We start from the raw sequence: 21,875 nt of genomic DNA, 5'->3' as shown, positions 1-21,875 counted from the left end.
AGTTCCCCTACACCACCCCCTTCGGGAAGCTGACGAGGGTCACCATGCGTATTTTCTGTTCTGCACTTCTCATGCTCGGCACCGCCGCAGCGCAGCTTCCCGGTGTCGAGGTGGAGTATAGCGAGGACGTGCCGACCCTTGCGGAAGTCGCGGGCCATGAGCCCGGACTGGAGATAACCAAGCCGGAGGACGCGCTGGACTATATGCGCCGCCTCCGCCGGGCCTCGCCCGACCGCATGCGCCTCTACCGCTACGCCGAAAGCTGGGAGGGCAGGCCGCTCGTCTACGGCATGATCTCCTCCGAGGAGAACATCGCCCGCCTCGACGAGATCAAGGAGGGGATGGCCCGGCTCGCCAGCGGTACGCTGAGCGATGACAAGCGCGACGAGCTGATCGCGGACCTGCCCGCCATCACCTGGCTCTCCTATGGCGTCCACGGCAACGAGATCAGCTCTACCGATGCGGGGCTTCAGGTGGCCTACCACCTCCTCGCCGCCGAGGGCGACGCCGATGTCGAGCGTATCCTCGCCGAGACCGTGGTCATCATCGACCCCGTGCAGAACCCCGACGGAAGAGCCCGCTTCACCCATCACTTCGAACAGGCGAGAGGCCTCGCAGTGCAAGGCGACCGCTACTCGGCGGAGCGTGACGAGGAGTGGCCTGGCGGGCGCTTCAACCACTACCTCTTCGACATGAACCGCGACTGGTTCACCCTCAGCCAGCCCGAGACCCGCGGCAAGGTGCAGGCGGTGGCCGAATGGAACCCGGTGGTCTTCGTCGATGCCCACGAGATGGGCTCGGACAGCTCCTATTACTTTCCCCCGGCTGCTCGCCCCTACAACCCTCAGCTCTCGGAGCGTTCCCGCGAGGGCCAGGCGATCATCGGGCGGATGATCGCCGATGTCTTCGACGAGGAGGGTACGGACTATTTCACACGCGAGGTCTTCGACAACCTCTACCCCGGTTACGGCGATATGTGGCCGGGCCTTCGGGGCGCGGTGGCGATGACCTTCGAGCAGTCCTCGGCTCGCGGGCTGAAGCACGACCGCGCCGACGGCTCCGAGCTCACCTATCAGGACGGGGTCAAGAACCACTTCCTCGCCACCCTGACGACCGCGCGGGCGGTGGCCGAGAACAAGGAGCGCTTCCTCAGCGCCATGGCAGAAGACCGCGCCACGGCCATCGAGATGAACGAGGGAGCGGAGGACCGCTACGCCGTCATCGACCGGAGGATCAGGCCTGCGCAGGCGGACAGGCTCGCCGAGAAGCTTCAGATGCAGGGCATCGAAGTGCAGATGGCGGAGCCTGGCAGCAATATTTGCGGAACGAACTATGAGGAGGGTGCCATCGTTGTGGACAAGGCGCAGCCCGACGGCCGCCTGGTCCGTACGCTGCTCGATCCCGACACGCCGATGGCGGAGGACTTTATCGCTGCCCAGGAAGACCGGCGCAGCCGCGGTTTGCCGCATGAGCTCTACGACGTCACCGCCTGGTCCATGCCGCTCATGGACGGCGTGACTTTCACGTCCTGCCGCCGGGTGGATGAGGACGCCCTCGAGGTGTTCGCCATGCCTGAGGGAGATGATCAACTGCTGCGCGCCGGTTACGGCTATGTGCTGCCCTGGGAGGGAGCGGGGCAGGCCCGCCTTCTGGTGGCGGCCCTCGCCGCAGGCCTTGACGGGCGAGTGACCATAGAGCCTTTCGTCCAGAACGAGCGGAAGTTCCCGCGCGGCAGCGTGGTCTTCCCCAACGGATCGAACCCTGACGATATGCGGAGCACGCTGGTGAGCCTCCGGCAGGAGCATGGGGGCGAGCTCGTCCCGATGGAGACGAGCTGGGTGGAAGAAGGCCCGAATGTCGGCTCCGGCAGCTTCACCGCGCTCGACATGCCCAAGGTCGCTATGGCCTGGGGCGAGGGGACCTCGCCGCTATCCGTCGGCTCGGCCCGCTATGTGATGGAGCGAAGGCTCGGTGTGCCGGTCACGCCGATCCGTGTTAGGAGCATGGGCCGTGCCGACCTCTCCGCCTATGACGTCCTGGTGGTCCCAGAGATCCGCGGGAGCTTCGGGCAGATGCTCGGTTCAGGCGGAACACGAGCCGTGAAGGCTTTCGCAGAGGATGGCGGCGTGCTGATCGGGTTCGGCTCAGCCCTCGACGTTCTTACGTCGGAGGATGCAGGCCTTCTGCCTCTTCGCCGCGAAAACAAGGTGGGAGAGGAGCCGAGCGGCTCGAGCGATAGCCCCGCTGCGGGGACGGAACTCTGGTCCGAAGAAGACTACGAGAAAGCCATCGCCGGTGCCCCCGGCAGGCCCGACTATGTGCCGGGCGTGCTCCTCAGCACCGATGCCAACGAGGACAGCCTCCTCAGCGCAGGCTATGAAGAGGCCACGGTCCTCTTCCGCGGCAACACCATCTACGCGCCGCTGAGGCGGGATGAGGGCACCAATGTCTTCACCTATAAGGGCGCGGACGACGTGCTCGCCTCGGGTTATCTCTGGGACGATGTCCGTACCCAGATCGGCCGCAAGCCCTTCCTGGTGAGCGCGAGGGCAGGTGACGGGATGGTGATAGGCTTCACCCAAGACCCGACGACCAGGGCTTACTTGGGCGGGCTCGATCTGATGCTGGCCAACGCGCTGCTGCTGGCGCCTAGCCAGGTTGACTAATTGTCTACCTCTCCCGCGTGCGGGAGAGGTCAAAATCTATGATTTTGGGTGAGGGCATCGGCGAAGCCGTAGCGAAGCAAAGTCCTGCGATAGCGAGCGCAGCATGCCCTCACCCCCGGCCCCTCTCCCGCAAGCGGGAGAGGGGAGAGCGAAGCTACCGCGTATCCTCACCCTCCTCGGCATCACCCTCCGTACCCATCAGATCCAGCACCGCCGCGGTCATCGCCGTCACTCCGGTGGTGATCGTGGGCTCGGCCGCCGGAGCAAAGAAGGGAGAGTGGAGGGAGGGTAGACTGACCTCTCCCGTCTGGGACTTGGCGAAGGTCTCGGAATCCACCGCACCCACCCAGAAGATCAGTGTGGGGATGTCGTCGCTGGTGCGTCCGAACTGGGAGAAGTCCTCCCCGCCCATCACGGGGGGCGTGTTGAGCACCTTCCCCTCGCCCAGGGCTGCGGTCATCGCCGCGGCGGCGCGTTCGGACAAAGCCTCATCGTTGAAGGTGGCGGGGATATAGGGCTCGGCCACCTCCACCGTGGGCATCAGCTCTTCGGGGAGGCCTACGGACATGGCCTGGGCGCGGGCGATCCGCTTGATGCCCTCGATCAACCGCTCGCGGGTCGCGTCGGAGTAGCTTCTGACCGTGAGCTGAAGATGCGCCTCGTTGGAGATGATGTTGTGCTTGGCCCCCGCCTGGAAGGCGCCGACGGTCACCACGGCGCTGTCCTGGGGGTCGGTCTCGCGGCTGACCAGGGTCTGGAGCGCGGTGACGATCTGAGAGGCGACGACGATCGGGTCTTTGGTCGTGTGCGGATAGGCGCCGTGCCCGCCCACGCCCTTCACATAGATATCGACGCTGTCCACATTGGCAAGCGCGTAGCCGGGCGCGTAGCCCACCGTACCTGCTGGCATGGCGGCGGCGTCGTGGAGCCCGAGCACGTAGTCGGGCTTGGGAAAGCGGCGGTAGAGCCCGTCGTCCAGCATCGCCTTCGCGCCCTCACCGATCTCCTCGGCAGGCTGAAGAACGGCGACGATGGTGCCCGACCACTCATCCTTGCGGGTGCCGAGCTGGCGCAGCGTGCCGATCAGCGAGGTCATGTGCACGTCGTGGCCGCAGGCATGCATGATCGGCTGCTCTTCGCCGAAGCGGTTCTTGCCTCGCGCCGTCGAGGCGTAGGGGAGGCCTGTATCTTCGATGACCGGCAGGCCGTCCATGTCTGCACGCACCATCACCACCGGACCCTCGCCGTTCTGCAGCACGCCGACCACCCCAGTGCGGCCCACCTTCTCCGTCACCTTGTAGCCTAGGTTCCTCAGCTCCCGCGCCATGCGGCGGGCGGTCTCGACCTCCTGGAACGACAGCTCGGGGTTGGCGTGCAGGTGCTCGTAGAGCGGCTTCAGGTTCTTCCAGTCCGCTGCCGCGTCCTCCTTGAGGCTCTGCGCGAAGGCCGGAGCGGTGAAGGCGAGGGCGGAGGCGGTGAGAAGAGCGAGCGTTTTCATGGGCGAGACCATGCTGGCCGCGCGGCGTTTTGGCAACTTAGCGATGCTGTAACGCTTCGTGGCAGGCTTGGGCTGCCTCTGTTAGGCCGAGCGCTCAGATGACACCACGGGAACCAGTTCATGACGCTTTCGGCCCTCCTCCTCTCCGCCGCCCTTGCCGCGCTGCAGCCTGAGCCCTCGGACCAGGCCCGGCGCATCGCGCAGGAGACCATCATTCTCGACGGCCATGTCGACGTGCCCTACCGGGTGGCGCGCTCCGGCGAGGATGTGGGCGAGGCCACTGAGGCGGGCGACTTCGACTACCCCCGCGCGATGGAGGGCGGGCTCAACGCGCCCTTCATGTCGATCTATGTAGCAGCGACCTACCAGGAGACCGGCGGCGCCAAGGCCCAGGCCGACCGCCTGATCGGCCTCATCGAAGGGCTGACCTTCCAGCACCCGGACAAGTTCGAGATCGCCAAGTCCCCGGCTGATGTCCGGCGCATCACCGGCGAGGGCAAGATCGCGCTTCCCTTGGGCATGGAGAACGGCGCGCCGATCGAGGGGGACCTCGGCAATCTTCAGCACTTCTACGACAGGGGCATCCGCTACATCACGCTCACCCATTCCAAGGTGAACCACATCTCCGACAGCTCCTATGACGAGGAGCGCCGCTGGGGCGGCTTGTCGCCCTTTGGCGAGATGATGGTCAGCAGGATGAACGATCTCGGCATCATGGTGGATGTCAGCCACATCTCCGACGAGGCCTTCGACGATGTGATGCGCATCAGCCGTGCGCCGGTGATTGCCAGCCACTCATCGCTGAGGCACTTCACCCCCGGCTTTGAGCGCAACATGTCCGACCGGATGGTGCGTGAGCTGGGTAAGAAGGGCGGGGTCGTGATGATCAATTTCGGCTCTTCGTTCCTGACCAAGGACGCCAATGAGCGGCGCAGCGCCGCCGATGCCGCTTACGAGGCTGCCGTCGAGCGTGGCGGCGGGACGGCCACGGATGAAGGGCGCATGGGCTATGTGGCGGCCTGGAACGAGGCTAACCCCTATCCCTATGCTGACCTTGAGGACGTGCTCGATCATATCGACCGTGCCGTGCGCCTGGCCGGTATCGACCATGTGGGCATCGGCTCGGACTATGATGGGGTGGGGGACAGCCTGCCTACGGGCCTCAAGGATGCGGCGAGCTTTCCGGTTCTGGTCGAGGGGCTTCTGGGTCGTGGGTACTCGGAGGAAGAGGTGAAGAAGATCCTCTCGGGCAATGCAATGCGGGTCTGGGAAGAGGTGGAGCAAGTGGCGAGCGAGCGGGAGTAGCAGATGTCCTTACCTCTCCCGCTTGCGGGAGAGGTCGAAATCTTCGATTTCGGGTGAGGGGATCGGCGAAGCCGTCCGGCAACGCTTATATCTTTGCCGCTGCCGCTGCCTTCTTCGGCTCGAAAAGGCCTTCCGGACCCTTTCGTTTGCTACCGCAAACCGCCTACGAAGCCCTCACCCTCGGTCCCTCTCCCGTAAACGGGAGAGGGAGGCGCTAGCTGCTGACGCCCTACGACAGCTCCACCCAGACCGGTACGTGGTCGGAGGGTTTCGCCTCCGAAGGACCCACCTCCGGGTCGCGCACATCCGTATCCACCCCTGCCGCCTCCAGCCGGTCGGCAGCTTCGGGGGTCAGGAGGAGGTGGTCGATCTGCAGGCCGTTGTTCTTCTTCCACGCCCCGCCCTGATAGTCCCAAAAGGTGTAGTAGTTCTCCGCCATCAGCGCGTGCACGGCGCTGGTGTAGCCGAGGTTCAGCATACGGCGCAGCGCGGCTCTCGCCTCGGGGCGGAAGAGGGCGTCCTCCCGCCAGCGGTCCGGGTCGTAGACGCCGGTGGGGTCAGGGATGATGTTGTAGTCGCCGGCTACCAGGAACGCTTCCTCCGCGGCAAGACGATCTTCCATGTGCTGGGTCAGCGCTTCGATGAAGCTGAGCTTGTAGTCCCATTTCGGCCCCGGCGCGGGGTTGCCGTTGGGCATGTAGAGCCCGCCGACGCGCACCGGCTCGGCTTCATCCGGCACCACCAGCGCCTCGATATAGCGGGACTGCTCGTCCTCGAAGCCGGGCAGGCCGCGTTGAACCTCTTCTACCGGGTGTTTTGAGAGGAACGCCACGCCATTGTAGGTCTTCTGTCCGTGTACCTCGACATGGTAGCCGAGATCCTCGAAAGCCTCGCGCGGAAATGCTTCGTCCACGCATTTGATCTCCTGCAGGACGGCCACGTCCGGAGCCGCCTCCTCGAACCAGTGCAGGACACGGGGCAGGCGCGCCTTGACCGAGTTGACGTTGAAGGTCGCGATCTTCACCGGCGCTCAGCCCATCAGATTGTTGTGAAGCGACACCCACATCAGGATCAGTACCACGACGGACACCGTGAAGAGCGCCAGCCTGACGATGACGATGTTCACCGTCACATGGACGATCGTGTGAAGCACGCGGGCGATCGCATAGACCCAGGCGAGGGTGATGAACCAGTCGGACACCGGCTCGGTAATGATCGCCAGCAGCACCGCCGCGTAGAACAATACCGGCGTCTCGAACTGGTTCTGGAGGTTGTCGGCGAAGAGCTTCGAGCGGGGGGAGAAGACGTCCTTCCGCCCCTTGGCAGCTTCCTTGGCCAACGCCTTGTCGGAGAGCGAGGGGATGATGCGGAACGCCGCCAGCAGGAAGACGGTGACGATCGCAAGCGCGACCATGATGAAGAGCGGCGGCAGAACGGCGGTCATGAGGGGCTCCCTTCCCTTGATGCGTGGCGCTTAGACGGTGTTGGGCGGGGGAGGCCAGGGGATTGTGGTTGGCGAGGGAGTCTCTGTGCCTTTGCATCTTGCCGCCGTCATCCCGGCCGACTGAAAGGAGAGCCGGGACCCATGGACCTACCGGACCCGTTTATTGGGGCGTATGGTCCATGGGTCCCGGATAAGCCTTGGCTTTCCGGGATGACGGAAGGCGGGGTCTTCACTGGATGAGGTGAAGCAACGCCTCAAATACTAAACGACGTGCCGCAGCCGCAGCCGGTCTTGGCCAGGGGGTTGTCGATCTTGAAGGCGGCGGCGATCAGCTCGTCGGCGAAGTCGATGACCGCGCCGGGCATGTATTGCTGGCTGACCTCGTCGATGACGATTTTCGCGCCTTTGTCGGCAAGGACCAGGTCGCTCTCCTCGTCTTCGGTGACGATCTCGAAGCTGTACTGGAAGCCCGAGCAGCCGCCGCCGAGCACCGCGATCCGCAACATCGAGCCCTCGGGCTCGCCGCTCAGGATCTCGGCCACCCGCGTGGCTGCGCGGTCGGTCATGGTGATCGGTTGGGGCAGGGTCTCTCCGTCCATGGGGTGAAGATAGGAGCCGCAGGCTTCCGAGGGAAGACCCCGGCCTTACGGCGAAGTGCGGCGTTGTTCGGGCTTGCGTAAGAGGACCTTAGCCATCTTGTGGCATGGCGTCTGGTTCCAGGGCAGGAGTGCGAGACGTGACGAAGAGAGCAGATGGCGGCCGGTTGGCGAAACTTGCGGTGCTGGCAGGGGGGCTCGCCGCAGCAGCGGCCGGGTTCGCCTACCTCTCCGTCCTTCCCGGCATCACCGGTGCCGCTGCCATCGCCTTTGCGGCCCTCGCGGCAGGCTCAGGTTTCGGTGCCGCCCTCGCGCAGAAGAGAAGCGCAGCCGCCCTCACGGCGATCGAGGCCGATATCGCAGCGCTCAAGGCCAAGGGTACGGAGGCGCATCTTCACGCGCCCCTGCTGAAGGAAGCCGTGGGTTCGGTGCTGAAGGGTGCCGAGGAGCGAGCAGGCGAAGCCGCCGTTCTGGCCGAAGCGTCCGCTGCGCAGGCCAAGGAGGCCTCCGCCGTTCTGGCCCTGACCGACAAGGCGGTGGCGCGGGCGGTCTTCTCCGGTGAGGGCAAGCTGCTGGAAGCGGGGAGGGGGTTTCTCTCCCTTACGGGCTATGACGAGGAAGAGGCCAAGACCCTCCGCTGGGACGAGTTCTGCGCCGATGCCGACACGTTCTGGAACGAAATGGCCGGGGGCGAGGAGGCCGCCGGTACGATCAAGCTTCTCCGCAAGGACGGCACCGCCGTCGAGGTGGAGGCGAGCGGGGCCGACGCCGATGGCCGCATCGCGGTCTGTTTCCAGGACTTCTCCACGCTGAAGAACGCTGAAGCGGCAGCCTCGAAGGCCGAGGCCCGCTTCCAGAACGCGCCGACTGCGACGCTGGTCCTCGACCCGGAAGGACGGATGGTGGCTGCCAACCGCGCCATGCGGGTGATGACGAAGGAGCACCGGGAGCTGGCTTCGCGCTGGCCCGCCGTGGCGGCACGCGGCGCCGGTGAGGAGATGCACCTCTTCGGCAGGGACATGGCCGAGCAGCGCCGCGCCTTCGCCGACCGCGCGAAGCTGCCGCTGAGCATCTCCGTTACCTCTGGTGACCGGGCCGTCGAGCTGACGGTGAGCGGTGTCTGGTCCGCCGACGGATCGCATGGCGGCAACGTCGCCGAGTGGCGCGAAGTGACCGAAGAGGCGGCTCGCGAGCGCCTCCTCGAAGCGGTGGACAGGAACCAAGGGCTGATCGAGTTCTCCCCGGACGGAACCGTTCTGAGTGCGAACGACATCATACTCGGCTGGTTCGGCTATGCCCGCGAGGAAGTCGTCGGCAAGCCGCACTCGCTGCTTGCGGGCCGCGGCGAGGCGGCGACCTCTTCCTATACGGAGTTCTGGGCGAAACTTCGCAGCGGCACCCCGCAGAGCGGGACCTTCAGGCGTTTCGCCAAGGACGGCGAGGTGGTCTGGCTGCACGCAACCTACATGCCCGTCCTGGGTGCCGATGGCGAGGTCGTCAAGATCGTCCAGACGGCGGCGGACGTGACCGATCAGACCGATGAGGATTTGCGCCGGAAGGCGCTGTTGGCTGCGCTGGATCGCAGCCAGGCAATGGTCGAGTTCGACCTCGAGGGCAACATTCTCGATGCGAACGATCTGTTCCTCGACAGCCTCGGCTATACGCGCGCGGAGGTCGTAGGCCGCCACCACTCGATCTTCGTCACCGAAGAAGAGCGCTCGAGCGACGCCTACCGAGCGTTCTGGGCGAAGCTTGGCCGCGGCGAGTTCGATAGCGGCCGGTATCAGCGGGTCGGCAAGGGCGGCAAGGCCGTCCATATTCAAGCTACCTACAACCCGGTCCTCGACGCCTCGGGCAGACCCGTCAGGGTGGTGAAGTTCGCGGCCGACATCACCGAGGCCGAAGTGCTAGCCGAGGAAGCCGCTTGTAAAAGCGCCACGTTCGAGCAGGGTTCGGCGCCGATCACACTTCTGTCCCGTGACCTCGTGATCCAACACATCAACCCCGCGGCGACCGAGCTGTTCATGCAGAACGCCGAGAGTTTTGGACCTCACTGGTCCGAGTTTGACGCCGAGCGCCTGGTTGGCCTTTCGGTCCGCAAGTTCGAAGCCATCGAAAGCGCCTTCTTCGACCGTTTGAACGATCCGGCGAACCTGCCGCTTCGCATCAGCCTCGCCGTGGGCGGGCTGGAGTTCGACCTGCGGATGGGCATGGTTCACGACCGCCGCGGCGAGCATGTCGGCTACACGATGGAGTGGAACGACGTCACCGAAGCGAGTGCGGCCACGAGCCTGGTGGACGCACTCGACAAACGGCAGGCCATCATCGAGTTCACCCCCGAAGGCATGGTAACGACGGCGAACGCCGTGTTTCTCGACCGCATGGGCTACCGTCTCGAGGAGGTCGTGGGCGAGTACCACCGCATCTTCGTCGGCGGAGAGGAAGCGCAAAGCGCCGCCTATGCCGGTTTCTGGACGGAGCTGGCCCGCGGGGAACACCAGATCGGCGAGATCGAACGCCGCACGAAAAGCGGCGAGCGGGTCTTCCTGCAGGCCAGCTATGTTCCCATCAGGAACAGTGCGGGCGAGGTCTACAAGGTGGTCAAGGTAGCGACCGATGTCACCGAACGGGTCGCGACCCACCGCCAAGCCGAGTTGGAGCAGGCACGCGTCACCAAGGAGAACGAGCAGGTCGTCACCCACCTGGCCCGCGGTCTCAAATCGCTTTCCGAAGGTGACCTCTCCGTGGAGCTGAACGATCTGTTCCCGGAGGACTACCGCCAGATCCGCTACGACTTCAACGATGCGGTCAGCAAGCTGCGGGCCGGTGAGGAGCTCCGTATCCGCACCTCCCAGGAGCAGGAGGAGGTAGTCACCCGTCTCGCCAGCGCCCTCGAAGGTCTCTCCAACGGCGTCCTCAACCAGGAGATCGACGACACCTTCCCGCGCCAGTACGAGCAGCTTCGCACGGACTTCAACCAGGCCATCGCCCGCCTACGGGAGGTGATGGAGGCGATCGTCGTCACGGCGGAGACGATCCAGCACGGCTCGGGCGACATCAGCAAGGGCGCGGACGATCTCTCCAAAAGGACCGAGAACCAGGCGGCGACCCTGGAGGAGACGGCTGCAGCCCTCGACCAGATCACCAGCACGGTGCGCACCACGGCGGAGGGCGCTGCCGAAGCGAGCCGTGTGGCGTCGGACACTCGCGAGGAAGCGCAAGTTTCCGGCGAGGTGGTCTCCAGCGCCGTGGCTGCCATGGGCGAGATCGAGAAGTCGTCCTCCCACATCAGCCAGATCATCACGGTCATCGACGACATCGCCTTCCAGACGAACCTCCTTGCACTGAACGCAGGCGTCGAGGCCGCTCGCGCCGGAGACGCGGGCAGGGGCTTCGCCGTGGTCGCCCAGGAGGTCAGGGCGCTGGCCCAGCGCTCCTCCGACGCGGCCAAGGAGATCAAGCAGCTCATCTCGACATCCTCCGAGCAGGTGGAGAGAGGCGTGGACCTGGTCGGGCGAGCGGGCGAGGCGCTAAGCGCTATCGTCACCCGTGTGGAGAGCGTGACCGCCCTGGTCGCCAACATCGCCGAGTCCGCGAAGGAGCAGTCCACCAGCCTCCTCGAGGTGAACCAGGCCATGAACCGCATGGACGAGGTGACCCAGGAGAACGCGGCCATGGTGGAGCAATCCACGGCGGCAAGCCACCGTCTGGCGCAGTCCTCGGCGGCGCTCATCGAACGGGTCACCCATTTCGATACCGGTGCCGAGATCAAGGTGGCTGTCACCCCGCAGACCAACGGCGATGGCGAGGAGCCGTCCACGGCCTCCGTGCCTGCTCAGCCTCCGGTCATCCAGCAGCGCGAAGCGGCCCAAGCCTTCTTCGCAGGCGTTGGCGGAGCGGCGGAAAAGTTCGAAAACCTCGATGACAACTGGGAAGAGTTTTAAGGCTTCCCGTCCATACTGACAATTGGTGTACGTTGGTAGAGTGGCCCGCTGCACCCGTAGAACAAGAAGAACTCGGTGCCGGTGTGAGTGGCCGGCATGTAGAGAGGGCAAGCGGGGACGGCTCTGATGGCTGGTGGTGGTGTAGCGAGGCCCGTTCGGGTCCTGATCATTGACGACAGTGCGACCATGCGTGCCCTGATGGCCCATGCTCTCTCGAAGCACGACGACATCGAGGTGGTGGGCTATGCGGGTGATGCCTATGGCGCGCGGGAGGCTATCAAGACGCTGAACCCGGATGTAGCCACCCTGGACATCGAGATGCCGGGGATGGACGGGCTGACCTTCCTGGAGAAGGTCATGCGATTGAGGCCGCTTCCCGTGGTGGTGGTCACCTCCAAGACCGAGAACGCGGAGGCGATCGAGCAGCAGGCCTTGGGGCTCGGCGCCGCTCACTGCCTCTTCAAACCGGCCGGCGCATCGGGTCTCGCGCTGTTCGAAGCGCTGCCTCAGAAGATTAAGGACGCAGCCGCGAGCACGGACGAGTTCGGCGGCCAGTCCTGCCAGCAGGAGCCGCTCTTCAGACCGAAGAAGCGGATCTTCCTCGGAGCATCCACAGGCGGTGTGGACGCCCTCGTCAGCGTGCTTCGTCAGTTCCCGAAGAACTGCCCGCCCACGCTGGTCGTCCAGCACATGCCGGAGAAGTTCGTGAAGCTCTTCGCTCAGCGTCTGAGCTCGGTCTGCTCCGCGCGGGTCCTGGTGGCCTATTCGGGGGCCAAGATCGAACCGGGCCGTATCCTGATCGCACCCGGCGATGCTCACCTCAGGGTGAGCCGGAAGAGCCCCGACATCGCCATGGTGGAGGACCGCCCGCCGGTTAACGGCTTCAGACCCTCCGTTGACGTTCTTTTTCATTCGGCGGCTGATGCCTTCGGCTCTTCGGCGGTGGCGGCTCTTCTCACGGGGATGGGGCGGGACGGCGCGGAGGGGCTTCTTGCCATCAAGAAGTCGGGCGGCTCCACGGTAGCCCAAGACGAGGCTACCAGCGTCGTCTACGGCATGCCGCGCATGGCGCTGGAGCTCGGCGCGGTGGAGCGCCCGATCGCCCTCGGGAAGATCGCGGACGCGGTTCTCGACCCTTGCCGCCAGAGCAGACTGAAGAACGCCTCATGAGGTTCGCAACGGATCATCAGCGCTCCCGCGGCGCACCGCCCACCCTGATCGGCGTCGGCGGCATCGCCTGGTCCGGCGATCCGGCCGTGGTCTACTCGACCCTTCTGGGAAGCTGCATCGCCGTGTGCCTGTTCGATCAGCAGTCGCTGAAGGGCGGCATCACGCACTTCCTGCTGGCCGAAGCGCCGGAGACGCCGAGCGACGACACACGCTACGGCGACGTCGCCGTGCCGCTCCTGGCCGAGAGCCTCTGCCAGGTGGGCTGCAGCTTTTCGCGCCTTCAGGCCATCGTTGCGGGAGGCTCGGACGTTCTCAACAACATGAAACCGATCGGTACGGAGAACACAGCCTACGCTTTGGCCTGGCTACGCGAGAAACGGGTGCCGATCATCCGCAAGGATGTCGGTGGCGGATCGGCCAGGCGCGTGCGCTTCAGCCCCTCCACCGGGGTCTGCGAGATCACCACCATCGCCTCCTGAGGCAGCGGGGCCTCATTAAAAGCAAAGTAACCGCGCTTTGCTATCAGGGAAAACGGCGTGCGCAAGGGCAAGTGGGCGCAGCGTGTGAAGTATGAAGGATAACAGACGGTGAGCCAAGAGGGCGGTTACTGCGAGATTACCTTGGAGCCGAAGCTCGCCTCTCGGGCGGCGCCGGAGCTCTACGGCAAGCTGAAGCAGCACGCCTCCGACACGGTGGTGCTCGACGCTTCCAAGGTGGAGCAGATCGGCGTGCTGGTCATGCAGATCCTCATCGCCGCAGTGAAGGACTGGGGCTCCCGGTCCGTTGATTTCGAGGTGGTCGATCCGTCGTCTGCCTTTTGTGAGAGCGCGAAGACACTCGGCATCGACCTGGAGCTTCTGGGCGTGCCGGCAACCGGGAGGGCATAGGGTGACCCTGAAGATCTTGGCGGTAGAGGACAGCCTGACTGTCCGTACGATGATCGAGCACGTGCTGAAGGGCGCAGGCTACGAGGTGCACCTGGCCGAGGACGGCCAGCACGGCCTCAAGCGTCTCGCTGAGGTGCAGCCGGACATGATCACCACGGACATGAACATGCCGATCATGGACGGCCTCGGCTTCATCAAGGGCGTGCGGGCCGATGCGCGCTACAAGATGACGCCGATCCTGGTGATCTCTTCGGAGACCGCGCCCGAACTCAAGAACAAGGCTCGTGCCCTGGGCGCAAGCGGGTGGATGGCCAAGCCCTTCCACGACGAGCGCCTGATCTCCGCCGTCAAGCGCCTCGCGGCGTAGGCTGAAGAAGGGGCGGGGCCGTGTCCGATCCGATGGCAGAGCTGAGGGAGACCTTCTTCCTCGAATGCGACGAGCTGCTCGAAAAGCTGGAGACGGATCTTCTCGCCCTCGAACAGGGGGTGGAGGACGAGGAGCTCGTCAACTCCGCCTTCCGCGCGGTCCACTCGATCAAGGGCGGGGCCGGTGCCTTCGGCATGTCGGCCATCACCGACAGCGCCCACGTCTTCGAGACGGCGCTGGACCATGTGCGTTCGGGCGAGCTGAAGCTGGACCCCGACCTCTGCCAGCTTTTCCTGCGCGGCAAGGATCTTCTCACGGTCCTGATCGGTGCGGAGAACGGCGGGTTGGAGGCGGACGCTGCCGAGATCGAAGCCGTCGCTAAGGCCTTCGAGGAGGTCTGCCCCGAAGAAGAAGCGTTCGACCCTTCGGAAATCTTCAAGCCGGTCGCCGTTGGCGGTGCTGCCGAGATCGAGCTGCCGGAGCTCGAGCTACCGGCGCTAGGGGGAGAGCCCGAAGAGACGGCCGCCGACCCGCTCGACATCCTGGCGCAGTTCGAAGCTGCCCCGGATGAAGAAGGCGAGGAGGAGGGCGAGCCGCAGCTTCTCGTCCGCTTCAAACCGAAGAGCAGCTTCTTCGAACGCGGCAACGACGCCGCCCCCTTCATCCGTGAGGTGACAGAGCTTTCCGAAGAGCCGGTGACGGTCGAGGCGGATGTCTCGGGCGTCCCTGGCTTCGCCGAGCTCGATCCGGAGGCGGCCTATCTGAGCTGGTCGCTGGCCCTAGACGTCACGGTCAGGCCCGGCGTGGTCGAAGAGATCTTCGAGTTCGTGGACGAGGACTGCGAGATCGAGGCGAAAGTGGGTGTCGTAGAGGCTGCCGAAGCGCCCTCCGCCCCCGAGATCGAGATGGCGGAAGTCACCATCGCGCTTCCCTCCGAACCGGATGACGAGCCCGGAGCTTCAGAGGAGGCGGGCGGCTTCATCGACTTCGAAGCCGAAGCGGCAGCGGAGTCCGAGCCGGAAGTCGTGGCGGCGGAAGCGCCTGAGCCTGAGCTCGAGGTCAAACCCGCCGAGCCCGAACCGGCTAAGCCTGCGGCTCCTGCGCCTGCGCGTCAGGCGGTTCAGCCCAAGCCGGTGGTCCGGGTCGAGCTTGCCCGTGTCGACCGCCTCATCAACCTGGTCTCCGAGCTGGTCATCAGCCAGTCCATGCTGACCTCCGCCGTCGAGAGCCATCATCTCTCCACGGACAACCGTGATCTCCTCTCCGGCCTCGACGAGTTCCGTGCGCTGACACGTGAGCTGCAGGAGAGCGTCATGGCCATCCGCGCCGAGCCCGTGCGCTCCATGTTCATGCGCATGGGTCAGATCGCCCGGTCGGCCGCGCAGGTCTGCGGCAAGAAAGTCCGCCTCGTGACCGAAGGCGAGCAGACCGAGGTCGACAAGACCGTCATTGAGCGACTGGCCGAGCCGCTGACGCACATGATCCGCAACGCCGTCGACCACGGCGTGGAGGACACGGAGAAGCGCACCGCCGCAGGCAAGCCGCCCGAGGGCACGATCAAGCTCTCCGCCGAGCACCAGTCCGGCCGCGTGGTCCTGACGGTCAAGGACGATGGCGGCGGGGTGAACCGCGAGGCCGTGCGCAAGAAAGCCATCGAGAAGGGTATCATCGCCGAGGACGCGCAGCTTGCCGATGCCGAGATCGACCAGCTCCTCTTCGCGCCGGGCTTCTCGACGGCCGCCACGATCAGCCAGGTCTCTGGCCGCGGCGTTGGCATGGATGTGGTCAAGCGCGAGATCAACGCGCTCGGCGGCCGCATCTCCATGGTCTCGGCGCCGGGGGAGGGGACCACCTTCACCATCTCGCTGCCGCTGACCCTCGCGGTTCTCGACGGCATGCTGATCAACGTGGCCGGCCAAACCAGCGTCCTGCCTCTCTCGTCGGTGGCGGAGAGCCTTCGTCCCGAAGCGGAGGACATCCAGAACATCGGCGGCGAGCAGGTCATCTTCGTGCGCGGCAGCTTCGTGCCCGTCCTCGATGTGGGCGCCGCGCTCGGCTACCGCGAGCCTTTGGAGAGCTTCGTCGGCAAGGTCATGCTCCTGGTCGAGAACGATCACGGTCAGGAGTTCGCCTTCGCGGTGGACGATATCGTCGATCAGCGCCAGGTCGTCATCAAGGGCCTGCAGGACAACTACGGACGCATTCAGGGCGTCGCCGCCGCCACCATCCTGGGGGATGGGCAGATCGCCCTCATCCTCGACGTCAACGATCTGACGGCCGATGCGGGCATGGTCGCCGCACCCTCGCCCCTCGCCGGCGCCGCATAGGAGAACCCATCATGGCCGAACCTGTGACCGAACACACCCAGTTCATGACCGAGGTCATCGCCTTCAAGGTGCACAATGACGAGTACTGCGTGGACATCATGTCCGTGCGGGAGATCAGGGGCTGGACGCCCGCCACTAGGCTTCCCCACGCGCCCTCCTATGTGCGCGGGGTGATCAACCTCCGCGGCGCGGTGCTGCCCATCATCGACCTCGGCGCGCGGCTGGGCTTCGAGCTCACCGAGCCCTCCGAGCGCAACGTCATCATCGTCGCGCAGGTGGAGGGGCAGCTCTTCGGGCTTCTGGTGGACGCGGTCTCGGACATCATGTCCATCGGCTCGGACGATCTTCAGCCCACGCCGAATATCGGTTCGGACCAGGCCCGTACCTTCATCAAGAACGTCGTGGCCCGCGAGGAGCAGATGATCCGCTTCGTGGACCTCAAGCAGATCCTGCCCCAGCAGATGGCCCAGGTCGCTTGAACGCGGCAGTCCAGGAGAAGAACGTGACAGCAGAAGCACGTCAGCAGGAGTTTCCGTACACCGATACGGACTTCAAGCAGATCAAGGGTATCCTCTACGACGAGGCGGGCATCTTCCTGCCCTCGACGAAGATGAGCCTCGTCTACTCGCGGCTGACCAAGCGCCTGAGGGCGCTGGGGCTCAAATCGTTCTACGAGTACGTGCTCTACGTGCAGGGGTCGGGTGCGAAGTCCGAGCGGCGGCAGCTCGTCAACGCGCTGACCACCAACCTCACCCACTTCTTCCGTGAGCCCCACCATCTCGATACGGTCACGAATGTGCTAGGCCCCGAAGCGGTACAGGCGACGAGTTCGGGCAGGTCCTACCGCATCTGGTCGGCGGGATGCTCGACGGGGGAGGAGCCCTACTCGGTCGCGCTCGCCCTGCTGCGCCACGCACCGGAGCTGGCCCAGCGCGACGTGCACATCCTAGCGACCGATATCGACAGCGACGTGGTCGACCACGCCAAACGCGGCGCCTATGAGAAGCACATCGTCCGTCCGGTCGAAAGCGGACTTCTCAGCAAGTATTTCGAGACCGGCTGGGGCCCGAATGCGGACCGCTATGTGGTGCGCGACACGCTGCGCTCCATGACCACCTTCAAGACGCTGAACCTGATGCAGCACTGGCCCATGTCGGGACAGTTCGACGCCGTCTTCTGCCGCAACGTCGTGATCTATTTCGACGAGGCTACCAAGGCGGTCCTCTGGCAGCGCTTCGCTTCCGCGATCAAGCCGGGCGGGCATCTGATGATCGGCCATTCGGAGCGCATTGCAGGCCCGGCGCGCGAGATGTTCGAGCCTGCGGGCCTCACGACCTATCGCAGGCGGTAGCCCGCGTTAAGGCAGAATGCCGCACACGGAAGGGGGGCGTTAACGCTCCCGTGCTAGAAACAACAAGACCGGGCGAACCGGTCATGCAGGGAGCAGAGCGCCATGTCGCTGGTCAAGGTCTTGAAGGTTCTGGTGGTCGATGACATGTCGATCAGCCGCGGCTTGATCACCCAGACCCTCGCGTCGGTGGGGATCGCCAACATTCGCTACGCCGAGGATGGTAAAGAGGCGCTGCAGATGATGCGCGAGGACCCGGCGCATCTGGTCATCTCGGACTACAACATGCCGAAGATGTCCGGTATCGACCTCCTCTACGCCCTGCGCCAGAACCCGAAGACGCAGAAGGTCGGCTTCATTCTTATCACGGGTAAGGCCACGCGGACGATCCTCGAAGAGGGGGTCGCGCTGAAGATGAACAACTACCTGCTCAAACCCTTCGAGCCTGCGCAGCTCATCAAGGCGATCCAGGACGTGTTCGGCCCGCTGAGCAAGTCGGCCTAGCCTTCTAAACGAAGAACCTCCTGCGGGTAAGCCGCAGGGGTCCATTTCTTTTGTCAGTAGGCGGTTCTTACGAACCCACCACACCTCCGTCCTTGCGGCGGATCACCACCGTGCAGTCGCGCGGGATGGTGAAGTTGTCCCGCGGGGCCGGGAAGTTGGTGACCGAGGGGTCGCCATTGCCGGGGTGCTGGGAGTTGGTGAAGGCGGTGCGGTAGTCCGGCGTGGTCGCCCAGCCGGTGATCTCGTCACCGTCCACGCCGGTGAAGAGGCGTTGCGGCTCCGCATCCGGTTTGGTGGTGTCGAAGACGACGAGCTGGTTGTTGATGCCGTTGGGCTGGCCGCCATCCGTGCCGATGAAGAGGCGTCCGAAGGGGTCGGCATAGGCCGCATCGGGGTCGGTGAAGACGTTCTCCGTGTCCCTCGTGGAGGAGGCGAGGATGAAGACCTCCCACGAGAAGCCCTTGCCCGTATAGCCGCGGCCATCATCCGTGGTCTTGAGGATGTAGCCGTCAGGGTTGTCGACCTCCGTGTTGGGACCTTCGGCACCGAGATTGAAGGATTGACCACCGCTAGGCGAGACGCCGGGGCGGAAGCCGGTGCCGCCGTCTCGCCGGGAGTTGTTGGTCAGCGTCCAGTAGACCGATCCGTCGGGCCAGCCGTTCCGGGCGCCGATCGTGGTCCATTCGGGCCTGTCCATGGGCGTCGCGCCGAGGATGTCCGCTGCGATCCTGGTGAAGACCAGCATCTCCGCATCGTCCTTGAACGCAGCGGCGAGAAGGGGGTCGTTGCGGGTGATCTCGAGCCACTCGCCGCGCCCCTCCAAGGAGCCCTCGGCCGGTTCGAAGAACTTGGCGACGAACAGCTTTCCGAAGTCCAGCGGGTTGCGGCCCTGGGCGATGGCCCGCTGCCAGGAGGTCTCGTCCGAGACGAAGCGGTAGCAGTAGTCGAAGCGCTCGTCGTCGCCCATATAGGCGACCACCTGGCCGTCCGTACCGAAGGGCACGGCGCGGCCACGGCGCGAGGTGCCGATGGCGACGGCCTCGTGCTTGAAGCGGCCCATGGCAGTGCGCTTGGTCGGCACCTGGCGGGCGTTCATCGGGTCGATCTCGACGATCCAGCCGAAGCGCTTGTGCTCGTTCGCGTACTCCTCATCGGAGAGGTCGAAGCGTCCGTCGAACTCGTGCCAGTAGTAGTTGAAGCCGTCATTGTCGAAACCGTAGCGGTCGAGCCCCTGAACGGAGAGCGCATCGCGGAAGCTGAAGGTTTCGGGCTGGGGCACGGTATCCGAACCGTTGATCGATCCCTGTACGCCGAAATAGCCGTTGAAGTTCTCCTCGCAGGTCAGATAGGTGCCCCAAGGGGTTGGGCCGGAGCCGCAATTGTTCACCGTGCCGAGGGGGATATTGCCGTTCTCGTTGTCGAGCTGCTCCGAGCCTGCGACCGGGCCGCTGAAGGCGACAGGGGTGTTCACGGTGATGCGGCGAGCGTTCTTGCTGGCCGCGACGTCCCACCTTCCGTTGCCGGCGCGCTCGATCTTGACCACCGACACGCCGTGCACGGCCTGCATGATGCGGACATCGTCGAGGCTCTCCGGCACCACCTTGCCCAGCACCGTCGAGGTCTGACCGAACTCGTGGTTCACGCACAGCATCCCCTCGTTCGAGGAGAAGAGGTTGCGGCGGAAGCTGCTGCCCCTGCCGCGGCCCTGATCGTCCAGGGGGAAGTACCACATGCCGTCATGGCCGATACCCACCTGAAGCGGCGCTTCGGCCGAGGTCGGACGGTTGTTCGGATCGCCGTCGAACTCCCGCACGATGCCGGGCTCGATCGGCGTGCCCCAGGGGATCAGCACCTGGTACTCGTAGTCGTCGGAGATGCTGGGGCTGGCGAGGTCGGTCTGTGCCTCTGCCAGGCTGACGGTCTTGAAGTCGATGAGGTCCTGGTTGCGGCCGAACCCCTGGGCCTCGGCCTTGCCGATGACGTTGGGGACGAGGAAACCGGCCGCCGCCGTGGCCAGCGATCCCTGCAGCATGTGCCTGCGCGACGGGGTCCGGGCGAGAATGTCCGCAAACGGTCTGTTGCCTGAGCGGTTGCTGCCGACGTTCTCCTTGTCGTCGTGCATCGCACTGTTGTCGAGATTGTTCGGTTCGGTGCTGGATGAAGCTCTCACCTGCCATACTCCCTAAGCGTGTAGCATAGGCGAGGCGTAAGCGCGGAACGTGTCGGTTTTATTGCAGAGATACGAAAGGTACGTGTACAGCGTGACTGTGTATTTGTATTGACTGAAACATGACGGGGTAGAACATCACGTTCATTTGCGAATGCTTCGCAAGAAGCGACTCGACGCTCGACCTGGAATCGGCGCAGCCGTGTCTCGTTTCTCTGCCGGAGGCTTTCATGCCGCTCGCTTTTCCCGCGCCTCTCGCCCCCTTCGCCGCCCGTGCGCACGAGACCCGAGGCAGGCTCTACCCGGAGACCGACAGCAAGGGGCGGACACCGTTTCAGCGCGACCGCGACCGGGTGCTGCACACGGTGGCCTTCCGGCGCCTCAAGCACAAGACGCAGGTCTTCGTCTTCCACGAGGGGGACCACTACCGAACCCGCCTGACCCACAGCCTCGAAGTCAGCCAGATCGCCCGCGCCATGTCGCGCACCCTGAAGCTCGACGAGGATTTGGCCGAAGTGGTGGCCCTCAGCCATGACCTCGGCCACCCGCCCTTCGGCCATACCGGCGAGGACGTGCTGAAGGCCTGCATGGAGGGGGCAGGGGGGTTCGACCACAACGCCCAGACCCTCCGCCTTCTGACCAAGCTCGAACGTCAGCACGGGGCCTATCTCGGCCTCAACCTCACCTGGGAGACCCTGGAGGGTGTGGTCAAGCATAACGGTCCCCTCACAGGCAGCCTCCGCGGCAAGGAGGAAGAGGTGCCCGTTGCCATTCGTGAGTATGCGGAGCGCCAGGACCTCTGGCTTCATACCTTCCCCAGCCTCGAGGCGCAGCTCGCGGCGCTAGCCGACGACATCGCCTACAACAACCATGACAGCGATGACGGGCTTCGCGCCGGGCTCTTCAGCTTCGACGAGGCGATGGAGGTGCCGCTGCTCGGTCCGGCTCTGCGGCAGGCGCGTCAGGACTGGCCGGGCGAGCCGAAGGAGGTGCAGATCGCCGAAGCCATCAGCGCCCTGATCGGCCGCATGGTGGCGGATGTGCTCGAAGAGACCTCCCGCCGCCTCGAAGAGCTGAACCCGCAGCACGCTGACGATATCCGTCATGCGAAGCAGCCGACGGCGGCTTTCTCCGACGCCATGACCGAGGAGATGACCGAGCTCCGCCGCTTCCTCTTCACCCGCATGTACCGCCACCACAAGGTCAACCAGGTCCGCTCCCAGGCCAAGCGCATCGTAAGAGATCTCTTCGATCTTTATGCGGAGGAGCCGGAGATCCTGCCCCCCGCCTGGTTCGAACGGCTGGAAGGGGAGGGGCGGGAGAAGCGCCTTCGCGTCGTCTGCGACTACATCGCCGGCATGACCGACCGCTACGCCATCCACGAGCACAAGCGTCTGTTCGACCTGTCGCGGAGTTTTTTGTAGTTCGGGAAGCTCACCTCTCCCGCCCGCGGGAGAGGTCGAAATCTATTTGATTTCGGGTGGGGGCCTCGGCGAAGCCGTTCGGTGCTTTGCTTCGCGTGAGCTTCTGCACTTCGAAGGCCCCTCACCCTCGGTCCCTCTCCCCGCGGGGGAGAGGGAGGCACCAAGATTTTCTCCCCAACCTTGCCTCGATGGTTAATGCGGCGTTTACCTTTGATGGGCCAAACGCTT

General features: G+C 64.9%; 17 protein-coding genes. 12 read left to right on the top strand and 5 right to left on the bottom strand.

The window, feature by feature from the left end; genetic code table 11:
- Positions 1 to 44: 44 nt before the first annotated feature.
- Positions 45 to 2,666 carry a M14 family metallopeptidase gene (locus tag NOG11_RS04180; protein WP_256618424.1) on the top strand — a complete coding sequence of 874 codons (2,622 nt, stop codon included), beginning with the start codon at positions 45 to 47 and terminating at the stop codon, positions 2,664 to 2,666.
- A 154-nt stretch (positions 2,667 to 2,820) separates the two neighbouring features.
- Here NOG11_RS04180 and NOG11_RS04175 read toward each other — a convergent pair whose 3' ends face one another.
- Positions 2,821 to 4,164, bottom strand: coding sequence for an amidohydrolase (locus NOG11_RS04175; protein ID WP_256618423.1), 1,344 nt, complete (start codon positions 4,162 to 4,164; stop codon positions 2,821 to 2,823).
- Positions 4,165 to 4,284: 120 nt separating this feature from the next.
- Here NOG11_RS04175 and NOG11_RS04170 point away from each other — a divergent pair, with 120 nt between their 5' ends.
- Positions 4,285 to 5,469: a dipeptidase gene (locus NOG11_RS04170; RefSeq protein WP_256618422.1), complete on the top strand. Its 1,185-nt coding sequence runs from the start codon at positions 4,285 to 4,287 to the stop codon at positions 5,467 to 5,469.
- 229 nt (positions 5,470 to 5,698) lie between these two features.
- Here NOG11_RS04170 and xth read toward each other — a convergent pair whose 3' ends face one another.
- From xth to NOG11_RS04155, 3 genes are all read right to left on the bottom strand, one after another.
- Positions 5,699 to 6,493: an exodeoxyribonuclease III gene (gene xth, locus NOG11_RS04165; RefSeq protein WP_256618421.1), complete on the bottom strand. Its 795-nt coding sequence runs from the start codon at positions 6,491 to 6,493 to the stop codon at positions 5,699 to 5,701.
- Between the two features lie 6 nt (positions 6,494 to 6,499).
- Positions 6,500 to 6,913: an MAPEG family protein gene (locus tag NOG11_RS04160; RefSeq protein WP_256618420.1), complete on the bottom strand. Its 414-nt coding sequence runs from the start codon at positions 6,911 to 6,913 to the stop codon at positions 6,500 to 6,502.
- A gap of 254 nt (positions 6,914 to 7,167) precedes the next feature.
- Positions 7,168 to 7,512 carry a HesB/IscA family protein gene (locus NOG11_RS04155; protein ID WP_256618419.1) on the bottom strand — a complete coding sequence of 115 codons (345 nt, stop codon included), beginning with the start codon at positions 7,510 to 7,512 and terminating at the stop codon, positions 7,168 to 7,170.
- Between the two features lie 137 nt (positions 7,513 to 7,649).
- Between NOG11_RS04155 and NOG11_RS04150 the strand changes: the two genes are divergently transcribed.
- The 9 genes from NOG11_RS04150 (at position 7,650) to NOG11_RS04105 (ending at position 18,056) form a co-directional block, all read left to right on the top strand.
- Complete coding sequence (locus NOG11_RS04150; RefSeq protein ID WP_370468223.1) at positions 7,650 to 11,453, top strand: methyl-accepting chemotaxis protein; 3,804 nt, start codon at positions 7,650 to 7,652, stop codon at positions 11,451 to 11,453.
- A gap of 126 nt (positions 11,454 to 11,579) precedes the next feature.
- Positions 11,580 to 12,623, top strand: coding sequence for a chemotaxis-specific protein-glutamate methyltransferase CheB (gene cheB, locus NOG11_RS04140; RefSeq protein ID WP_256618418.1), 1,044 nt, complete (start codon positions 11,580 to 11,582; stop codon positions 12,621 to 12,623).
- Entirely contained in the window at positions 12,620 to 13,102 is a 483-nt protein-coding gene (locus NOG11_RS04135; RefSeq protein ID WP_256618417.1) for a chemotaxis protein CheD, read from the top strand. Before cheB ends, NOG11_RS04135 begins: the two co-directional genes overlap by 4 nt.
- Positions 13,103 to 13,210: 108 nt before the next feature.
- Positions 13,211 to 13,510 (top strand): STAS domain-containing protein, encoded by a 300-nt coding sequence (locus NOG11_RS04130; RefSeq protein ID WP_256618416.1) that lies wholly within the window; start codon positions 13,211 to 13,213, stop codon positions 13,508 to 13,510.
- Position 13,511: 1 nt separating this feature from the next.
- Complete coding sequence (locus NOG11_RS04125; protein ID WP_256618415.1) at positions 13,512 to 13,877, top strand: response regulator; 366 nt, start codon at positions 13,512 to 13,514, stop codon at positions 13,875 to 13,877.
- Between the two features lie 20 nt (positions 13,878 to 13,897).
- Positions 13,898 to 16,204: a chemotaxis protein CheA gene (locus tag NOG11_RS04120; protein ID WP_256618414.1), complete on the top strand. Its 2,307-nt coding sequence runs from the start codon at positions 13,898 to 13,900 to the stop codon at positions 16,202 to 16,204.
- Positions 16,205 to 16,215: 11 nt separating this feature from the next.
- Complete coding sequence (locus NOG11_RS04115; protein WP_256618413.1) at positions 16,216 to 16,683, top strand: chemotaxis protein CheW; 468 nt, start codon at positions 16,216 to 16,218, stop codon at positions 16,681 to 16,683.
- A 23-nt stretch (positions 16,684 to 16,706) separates the two neighbouring features.
- Positions 16,707 to 17,555 carry a CheR family methyltransferase gene (locus tag NOG11_RS04110; protein WP_256618412.1) on the top strand — a complete coding sequence of 283 codons (849 nt, stop codon included), beginning with the start codon at positions 16,707 to 16,709 and terminating at the stop codon, positions 17,553 to 17,555.
- 102 nt (positions 17,556 to 17,657) lie between these two features.
- The gene (locus tag NOG11_RS04105) at positions 17,658 to 18,056 is read left to right on the top strand and encodes a response regulator (protein WP_256618411.1); all 399 of its coding nucleotides are present in this window, start codon (positions 17,658 to 17,660) and stop codon (positions 18,054 to 18,056) included.
- Between the two features lie 67 nt (positions 18,057 to 18,123).
- Here NOG11_RS04105 and NOG11_RS04100 read toward each other — a convergent pair whose 3' ends face one another.
- On the bottom strand, positions 18,124 to 20,226 hold the full coding sequence (locus NOG11_RS04100; RefSeq protein ID WP_256618410.1) for a PhoX family protein: 2,103 nt from the start codon (positions 20,224 to 20,226) through the stop codon (positions 18,124 to 18,126).
- A 227-nt stretch (positions 20,227 to 20,453) separates the two neighbouring features.
- Between NOG11_RS04100 and NOG11_RS04095 the strand changes: the two genes are divergently transcribed.
- Complete coding sequence (locus NOG11_RS04095) at positions 20,454 to 21,647, top strand: deoxyguanosinetriphosphate triphosphohydrolase (protein ID WP_256618409.1); 1,194 nt, start codon at positions 20,454 to 20,456, stop codon at positions 21,645 to 21,647.
- Positions 21,648 to 21,875: the final 228 nt, after the last annotated feature.

The organism is Parvularcula maris (assembly GCF_024505085.1).
GTDB classification, from domain to species: domain Bacteria; phylum Pseudomonadota; class Alphaproteobacteria; order Caulobacterales; family Parvularculaceae; genus Parvularcula; species Parvularcula maris.
Note: the sequence above shows the minus strand (reverse complement) of the source record. Positions and strands in the feature narration are given on the sequence as shown.